Annotated in this window: 9 protein-coding genes; all 9 read left to right on the top strand. The window is 70.3% G+C overall.

Annotated features, from left to right (window positions below):
• Positions 1–100 precede the first annotated feature (100 nt).
• The 9 genes from L1066_RS07620 (at position 101) to L1066_RS07580 (ending at position 8,219) form a co-directional block, all read left to right on the top strand.
• Positions 101–361, top strand: a complete 261-nt coding sequence (locus L1066_RS07620) for a 4'-phosphopantetheinyl transferase superfamily protein (protein ID WP_235735766.1) — start codon at positions 101–103, stop codon at positions 359–361.
• Positions 362–685: 324 nt separating this feature from the next.
• Positions 686–1,339, top strand: a complete 654-nt coding sequence (locus L1066_RS07615) for a FadR/GntR family transcriptional regulator (protein ID WP_235735765.1) — start codon at positions 686–688, stop codon at positions 1,337–1,339.
• 93 nt (positions 1,340–1,432) lie between these two features.
• Complete coding sequence (locus L1066_RS07610) at positions 1,433–2,467, top strand: ABC transporter substrate-binding protein (RefSeq protein WP_235735764.1); 1,035 nt, start codon at positions 1,433–1,435, stop codon at positions 2,465–2,467.
• Positions 2,464–4,170 carry a hypothetical protein gene (locus L1066_RS07605; protein ID WP_235735763.1) on the top strand — a complete coding sequence of 569 codons (1,707 nt, stop codon included), beginning with the start codon at positions 2,464–2,466 and terminating at the stop codon, positions 4,168–4,170. The genes L1066_RS07610 and L1066_RS07605 overlap by 4 nt, the downstream gene beginning before the upstream one ends.
• The gene (locus tag L1066_RS07600; protein ID WP_235735762.1) at positions 4,167–4,703 is read left to right on the top strand and encodes a hypothetical protein; all 537 of its coding nucleotides are present in this window, start codon (positions 4,167–4,169) and stop codon (positions 4,701–4,703) included. The genes L1066_RS07605 and L1066_RS07600 overlap by 4 nt, the downstream gene beginning before the upstream one ends.
• Positions 4,700–5,548 carry a hypothetical protein gene (locus L1066_RS07595; RefSeq protein WP_235735761.1) on the top strand — a complete coding sequence of 283 codons (849 nt, stop codon included), beginning with the start codon at positions 4,700–4,702 and terminating at the stop codon, positions 5,546–5,548. Before L1066_RS07600 ends, L1066_RS07595 begins: the two co-directional genes overlap by 4 nt.
• Entirely contained in the window at positions 5,541–6,545 is a 1,005-nt protein-coding gene (locus L1066_RS07590) for a FecCD family ABC transporter permease (protein WP_235735760.1), read from the top strand. Before L1066_RS07595 ends, L1066_RS07590 begins: the two co-directional genes overlap by 8 nt.
• Positions 6,542–7,582 carry a FecCD family ABC transporter permease gene (locus L1066_RS07585; protein ID WP_235735758.1) on the top strand — a complete coding sequence of 347 codons (1,041 nt, stop codon included), beginning with the start codon at positions 6,542–6,544 and terminating at the stop codon, positions 7,580–7,582. The genes L1066_RS07590 and L1066_RS07585 overlap by 4 nt, the downstream gene beginning before the upstream one ends.
• Positions 7,575–8,219: an ABC transporter ATP-binding protein gene (locus L1066_RS07580; protein WP_312007264.1), complete on the top strand. Its 645-nt coding sequence runs from the start codon at positions 7,575–7,577 to the stop codon at positions 8,217–8,219. Before L1066_RS07585 ends, L1066_RS07580 begins: the two co-directional genes overlap by 8 nt.
• Positions 8,220–8,247: the final 28 nt, after the last annotated feature.

Raw genomic sequence — 8,247 nt, 5'->3', positions numbered from 1 at the left:
TTGTACTTCGTTCAATTCGGGAAGGTGGTGTTTATGGATATGCAGCCTACCGTGACTTCGGGGAACCGACCCGCGATTCGTCGTTTCGTACGCCGCTTCGGTGGAGCGGGTGCGTGTGGTCTCCGACGGCGTCCGCCGCCAGGTCCTGACCGCCGAGGAAATCGCCCGGGTCGACGCGGCCGTCGATCCTGCGACCGCCTTCTCCCAGCTCTGGGTCGTCAAGGAGGCGATGGTCAAGGCCGGCCTCGGCACCCTCACGACCGCCGGTCGCTGGCCGGCACTCGCCACGCCCCGGGTGCGGCAGTGGAGCGGCGGCACCGCCGAGCGGACGTACGTCGGCGCCTGGCTCGTCGACCGGTGACTCGCCGACCCTTGGCCTGGGCACCGGCTGACTTGGGGAATCAGGACCAGTGAGGACTTCTGGAGGGCGCTCAATGGTGCTGCCTGGGCGCCCAGGCCTGGGTCGTACGGGTGCCGTCACCTGTGGCAGGGGCAACGATCACCGGGTACCGCCGCGAAGTCCGTGCACTCCGCATTAGGTAAGGCAACCCTAAACACATCGCTGGTGATTGTCGAGACCTTCGGCAAAGTTTCCCCAGCAGGCTGGAAGACTGGGACGATCGATCGGGCGCCCGCACTCGCGGGCGGACCGACCTCCGGACGACAAGGAGCACGACACGTGGCGATGGGCAGCGAGCGCGCACGGGACACCGTGAAGCGCCTTCAGGCCGACATCACCTCAGGACGCTGGCCGATCAATGGTCGGATCCCCACGGAGGCCGAGCTCGCTGCGGAGTTCGGGGTCGGTCGCAGCACCATCCGCGAGGCGGTCCGGAGCCTGGCGCACCTCGGCATGCTCGAGCCCGCGCCGGGCCGTGGCACCTTCGTACGCTCCCTCAACCCCGTGCGGGGAGTGCTCTCCGACTTCGCCTCGACCCACTCCTGGCGCGACATCCTCGACGTCCGACGGGCGCTGGAGGTGCAGGCAGCCGACCTCGCCGCCCAGCGACGTACCCCTGAGGGCCTGGCGAAGCTCCGGGCCGCCCACGACGCCGACGTCTCCGGCGACAAGGCCACCGAACGGGGCCGGACACCGGGCCAGTTCCACGCCCTGCTGGTCGACCTGTCGGGCAACGCCCTGCTCGCCGACCTCTACGCCAGCCTCATGTCGGCGTTGCGCGAAGGCATGCGCCGCGGCGCACTCGACAACCTGCAGCCCGCGGTGGAACGCCAGGAGGAGCACGGCGCCCTGCTGGCGGCGATCGAATCGGGCAACAGCACACTGGCCGCCGGCCTCGCGGCGAGCCACGCCTGCCACGACCTGCGCGTGCTCGACTGAGCGCTGTCCGGCCGCGCTGACCAGCGGCTGCCGGGAAACATCTGATGGATGTTAGGCTTGGCTTACCAAAGCCTAGAATGACGTGGATCCATCGTGCCTCGAACCGCTTCCCCGCGCCCGCCCGCCCCTCGGCGCCTCCGCACCGTCCGCGCGCTCGCCGCGCTGATCGCCCTCGCCTGTCTGACGGTCGGGCTCACTGCCTGCGGCGGCAGCGGCAACGCCGAACCCACGGGTGAGACCCGCACGGTCACCGATGTCGAGGGCACGGAGATGCTGGTCCCGGCCGACCCCCAGCGGGTCGTCGCCCTGAGCGAGCCGGCTCTCGACGGGGCACTGGCGCTGGGCATCACTCCGATCGGCACCATCAGCGGTCGCGGCCAGAAGGGCGTGCCCCACTACCTGGCCGACAAGGCGGGTGACATCCCCCTGCTCGGTGGCGTCGCCCAGCCCAACTACGACGTGATCGCCAACGCCAAGCCCGACCTGATCCTCGTCGACGGCACCAGCATCAACAACAATCCCGAGGCGATCGAGATCCTCCGCAAGATCGCGCCGACCTACTACGCGGGTTACGCCGGGGCCGACTGGCGGGGCACCTTCACCAACATCGCCGACGCGCTGAACAAGGCCGACGAGGCCGAAGCCGTGATCGCGGACTACGACACAGCGGTCGCAAGTGCCCGGAAGCAGCTGAAGGACACCTACAGCAACGACACCTTCTCCGTCGTCCGGTGGCAGGGCGGCTCGGCCTCCCTCATCCTCAACGAGCTGCCAGGCGGCATCGCACTGGCCGATCTCGGCCTCAAACGACCCGCCGGCCAGGACCGCCGCGGGCGCGGCCACAGTGAGCCGGTCTCACTGGAGAACCTGGCCACGATCGACGCCGACCACATGTTCTTCGGCACCCTCGGCGGCTCGTCCCAGGGCAACCCCGACGCCGGCGGCACCAGTGACGTGACGGGTGCCGAGAAGGCCCTGGCCGCGGCCGAGAAGGTGCCCGGCTTCACCGACCTCGAGGCCTACCGGGCCGGCCACGTGATGCCGGTCGACGGTTCGCTGTGGACCTCCACCGGCGGCCCGATCCTCATGCAACGCCTCATCGACGACGTCCTCCGGAGTCTCACGTGAACACCACCATCTCCCATCTCGGCAGGTTCGCCACCACCCTCGCGCTGACCGCTGCAGCCGGCGTCGTCTGGGCGGTGCCGACGTACGCCGACACCTCCGCTGCCGAGGCCGGCTCCTGCACTCCCACCGCCGGCAATGCCTCCGCGACGGTCTCCACGAGGAGCGTCCAGGTGGGCAGCACGATCAAGATCACCGGCGCTGGCTGGTGCAACCCGGCGGGCGGCGGCTCGGTCATCGGGGTCAAGATCGACGAGGGCAGCATCAGTCGTCTCGACACCGCGGTGCACGCCAACAAGACGATCTGGGCGATCGTCGAGGCCGACTCCACCGACGGCACGCTCGACGCCGAGATCGAGCTGCCCGACGGCACCGCAGCCACCTCGGCCCCCGCCTTGGAGACCGGCGAGCACACCCTGCGCCTGCTGAGCGGATCGCTCGCGGCCGGTGACGAGATGCGCACCGTGGCGACCAACGCCTTCACCGTCCTCCCCGCCGACGAGGTGGTCCCGGACGCACCCGCATGGGCGCACGAGGAGGTGCGCAACGGCGGCGCGACCGCCTGGGTCCAGAGCGCGGTCACCCCGGGTGGTCGCCTGAAGCTCGCCGGCACCGGTTGGACCCACCCGCAGGGTGGTCCGTCGACGATCGCGCTCAAGATCAACCTCACCGAGAACGGTGAGCAGGCCCGGCGGACGGGCTCCGGGATCCTCCAGGGGGACGCCACCATCTGGGCACTGCTCGACGCTTCGGTGGTTGACGCCGACGGCAACTTCGACACCGACGTCGACCTCCCGCCGGGCCTGACGAAGGGCCAGTACTTCACCGTCTCCCTCTTCTCCGGCAAGTTCGCCTCCGGCGACACGCAGCGCACCGCGACCACCTCGTCGTTGACGGTCGACGGCGAGAAGTGGCAAGGAGGCGACGACAACAGCGACGTCGAGTGCAAGCCCACCTCCGATCAACCCACGGTCACGATCGAGAACCCCAGCGCCACGTTCGGCGGCATGCTGACCATCAGCGGCACCGGTTGGTGCAATCCCGCTGGCGGTGGCTCCAAGCTGGGCGTGAAGATCGATGAGGGCGGCATCAGCCACCTCGACTCGTCCGTGCACGCCAACCGCACCATCTGGGCGCTCGTGCAGGCCAGGCACAGCGACGGCACCTTCACGGCCGAGATCCGACTGCCCGACGGCACGACGAAGACCTCGACCCCCGCACTGAAGCCCGGCGCCCACACGCTCCGACTGCTCTCCGGCTCACTGCTCCCGGGCGACCAGGTCCGCACCCTCCAGAGCGAGGAGTTCGTGGTCGGCGCCTACAAGCCCAATGGCATCCCCGCCCCCGTCGGCAAGCTCAAGAAGGGCAAGCGCAACGGCCTCGAGGTCACCCAGTCGGGCAAGGACGTCACGGTCAAGGTCAAGGGTGCCCAGAAGGGCGACTGGGTCTTCCTCAGCGCCTACACCGACGACGACTCGCCGCGCTACCCGTGGGGCGAGAAGTGGTTCCGAGCCGATGCCCGGGGCCGCATCATGGTCACGCTGCCCAAGGACGGCGCCATCACCGGCAAGCTCAAGCTGGTCGCTCAGGACGGTAACCTCGGTCGCAAGGGAGGCTGCTCGGCTGGGACGACATCACCTTCCCCGGCGCCGAGGAGGACCCGGGCGACGACACCCCGAAGCAGCCGACGAACAACCCCACGGTGAGCTCGACGCCGTCCGCCCCGGCACCCACACCGCAGCAGGAACAGGCACTGCGGGAACCGCCCGTGCCGGTGGCGGCCAAGAAGCTCAGGGTCAACAACCAGCGGGCCGTCTCCGCGACCCTCGACGGCACCACCCTCACCCTCGAGGTGCCAGCGGCCGACAAGGGCCAGATCGGCTTTGTGACGGCGTACGTCGGCACGTCGGTCGTGCCGATCGGTGGCGCGATCTTCGACAAGCAGCGCCGGCTGCTGGTCGACCTGGGCAACCTCGCCGACACCGAGCTGCGCCTGGCGGTCCAGGACGAGGACGGCAAGCTGCTCGGCTGGTACCAGCACGAGCCCACCGTCGAACCGGTCGCCGAGGAACTCGACGGCACCGAGACGGTCAGCCCGGCCACGACGCCGACCTCCGCATCGCCGAAGAACTCAGCTCCCGTCGGCGCCCTCGACGGCGTGCTTTCCGGAATCGGGGTCGCCCTCCTGTTCGCCGCCTGGGGAGCGATTGCCCTGCGGCGTCGGGGAGCGGTCGCATGAAGCGCCTGCTGAGAGGTCTGGCTCTGGCCGCGGCGCTGGCCTTCGTCTCGACGCCCACTGCCTCCGCCATCCCCGACAGCGGCGCCGGCCCGGACACCCCCGGTACGTCGGCGAGCGCTTCCCCGAGCACGCTGCGGGCCGGCGACACCCTGAGCTTCCGGATCTCCGGCTTCCCCGCCGGCGAGATCGTCTACGTCAAGATCGACGACGGACAGTTCTGCGCCCAGGCCGGTGTGCACGGTGCCTGCGTCGTGCACCAGCAGCGCATCTCCGCCAACGGGTCGGTCTCCGGCTCCTTGGTGCTGCCCGCCGACCTCAAGCCGGGCAAGCACTGGCTGCGTTTCCTCGCCAGTGAGGAGATGTTCGACTCCCAGGGCACCTATCAGGGCGTGAAGGGCTACACCCTGCGCGGCGGCGCCAACTTCACCGTCACCGCTGGCAGTTCGAGCAACAACAACTCCGGCAACAGCGACAACTCGTCGTCGTCCGACCAGTCGAGCGACGACTCCTCCAACTCCTCCTCGTCGAGCGAGCCGGGGTCGTCGGCGACGTCTACCGACGACGTGGTGGCCGCTGGGAAGAAGCTGACGCTGGAACTGCCCAAGGGCGTGAAGGCCCCGAAGACGTCCGACGACAACTCGGCAGGGACCGACGAGGAGACGGCATCCACGGAGGACCCCGTGGAGCCCGAGACCACCGAGGTCGCACCCACGTCCGGCGAGCAGACGACACAGGCGGCGGCCGACCCCGACGACCCCTTCCCGTTCGTGGGCACCGGGGTGCTGGTGGTCGCCGTGGTCGGTGCCGGTCTCGTGCTGCGGCGGGGCCTGCGGGCCCGTGGCTGACAGACGTCTCCCCGCCCCGCTCCTGCTCGCACTCGGCCTGGTGGTGCTGGTCGGCGCAGCCGGCCTGAGCATCTTCTTCGGCTCCCACTCGATCGCGCCCAAGGAGACCTGGCGGCTGCTGTGGCACCCCGACGACAGCGTGCTGTCGGGGGTGATCCACGAGCAACGGATCCCGCGCACCGTGCTCACCGCAGCCGTCGGCGCCTCGCTCGGCCTGGCCGGTGCACTGATGCAGGCACTGACCCGCAATCCTCTGGCGGAGCCGGGCATCCTCGGCATCAACGCAGGTGCCTCGCTGGCCGTCGTGCTGGCCGTGGCGATCGCCGGGGTCGCAGGCATCTGGTTCTACCTGTGGTTCGCCTTCCTCGGCGCTGCGGTCACAGCAGTCGGCGTCTACTTCCTCGCCGGCGTGGGACGCGCTTCGGCCACCCCGGTGCGTCTCGCACTGGCCGGGGTCGCGGTCAGCGCCGCGATGACCGCCTTGGTGCAGACGGTGATCCTGGCCGACCAGGTGGCGTTCAACGAGTTCCGCTTCTGGGTGGTCGGCTCGACCGAGGGCCGCGGCTGGCCGGTGCTGGGCGCGGTGGCACCCTTCCTGCTCGTCGGCGCGGCGCTCGCCCTGCTGCTGGGGCCGGCGCTCAACGCCATGGCGCTCGGTGACGACACCGCCCAGGGACTCGGCGTGAAGCTCGGCAGGATCCGCACCGGCACGATGATCTCCGCGACGCTGCTGTGCGGAGCCGCAACCGCGGCCGTCGGGCCCATCGCCTTCGTCGGGCTCGCCGTGCCGCTCGCTGCCCGCGCGCTGGCCGGGCACGACCAGCGCTGGATCTCGGTGCTGAGCATCGTGCTCGGCGGCGCCTGGCTCCTGTCTGCCGACGTGCTCTCCCGGGTGGTGATCGCTCCTCAGGAGGTGCAGGTCGGCGTCGTCGCCGCGATCCTCGGCGCCCCGATCTTCGTCGCCATGGTCAGCCGTCGAAAGGTGGTCTCGCTGTGAGTGCTCGCCGACGCACACTCGAGGTCGGTGCCTTCAGCCTGCGTTTCCCGCCTCGGGCAGCACGGGCTGGCGGCTTCGTGCTGCTCGCCATCGTTGCCGCAGCTCTCGCCGGTCTGCTCATCGGCGACTACGACATGACGTTCACCGAGACCATCAGGGCCGCGCTGCTCCTGGGCGACGACCCGCTGGCCGAGTACTTCGTGCGCGACGTACGACTGCCGCGCGTGGTCACCGCACTGGTGGTCGGTGCCGCGCTGGGCATCGCCGGCTGCCTCTTCCAGAACGTCACCGGCAATCCGCTCGGCTCACCGGACGTCATCGGCTTCACCACCGGTGCCGCCACGGGCGCGCTGGTGCAGATCATCGTCGCCGGCGCCAGCACGCATGCAGTCGGCGTCGGAGCCCTGATCGGCGGCTTCGCGACCGCGGCGATCGTGCTCGGCCTGGCCCGCTCCAGTGGGCTCGACGGCGGGCGCCTGGTGTTGGTCGGCATCGGGGTCGGGGCCGCGCTCGGCGCGGTCAACTCCCTGCTGATGGTGCGCGCCTCCCTGGTGGCGGCCCAGACCGCGGCGCAGTGGCTGGCCGGCTCCCTCAATGCAGTGCTGTGGCCGCGGGCGACGCTGGTCATCGTCGCGGTCGCCGTGTTGAGCATCCCGGCGCTGCTGCTCGCCCGTCCGCTGGGCATGCTCGCCCTCGGCGACGACACCTGTTCCTCGGCCGGCATCCCCGTCCGCCGGGTCCGGACCGGCGCCGTCCTCACCGGAGTCGCCCTGGTGTCGGTGGCCACGGCCGCGACTGGCCCGATCGCCTTCGTCGCACTCGCCGCACCTCAGCTCGCTCGCCGACTTGCCGGCGTACCGACGCCCGGGGTGGTGGGGTCCGCGCTGATGGGCGCGTTGCTCGTGCAGGTCAGTGACCTGGTCGCGCAACGCCTCTTCGCCCCCGACGAGCTCGCCGTGGGTGTGGTCACCGGCGCGGTCGGCGGCATCTATCTGATCATCCTGCTGGCCGGGGAGTGGAGAAGGAACCATGTCTGAGCAGACCCTCGGCCCGCGGCTGACCGCGAACGACCTGACGCTGGCGTACGGCGACCGCACCGTCGTCGACGACCTGACCGTCGCGGTGCCCACCGGGGTGATGACGGTGATCGTCGGACCCAATGCCTGCGGGAAGTCGACGCTGCTGCGGGCGTTGTCGAGGTTGCTGACGCCGACCGGCGGCGACGTCTCCCTCGACGGTCGGTCGCTGCGCAGCTACGGCAGCAAGGAGTTGGCCCGCGAGCTGGCGCTGCTGCCCCAGTCACCGTCGGCGCCCGACGGCATGTCGGTGGCCGACCTCGTGGCTCGCGGTCGCTATCCGCACCAGAGCCTCCTGAAACAGTGGTCGAGACGCGACCAGGAGGCCGTCGATGCGGCGATGTCGGCGGCTGACGTCACCGAGTTGGCCGACCGCTCGGTGCAAGAGCTCTCCGGAGGCCAGCGGCAGCGGGTCTGGCTGGCGATGGCCCTGGCCCAGGAGACCGACGTGCTGCTGCTCGACGAGCCGACGACCTATCTCGACATCAGCCACCAGGTCGAGGTGCTCGAGCTCGCCCGCCGACTGAGGCAGGGGGCCGTACCGTGGTCGCCGTGCTCCACGAGCTCAACCTCGCCTTCCGCTACGCCGACCACCTGATCGTGATGCACGACGGCGAGATCGTCGC

The organism is Nocardioides alcanivorans, assembly GCF_021555175.1.
In the GTDB taxonomy this organism is placed as follows: Bacteria; Actinomycetota; Actinomycetes; order Propionibacteriales; family Nocardioidaceae; genus Nocardioides; species Nocardioides alcanivorans.
This window is presented reverse-complemented; position numbering and strand designations above follow the sequence as displayed.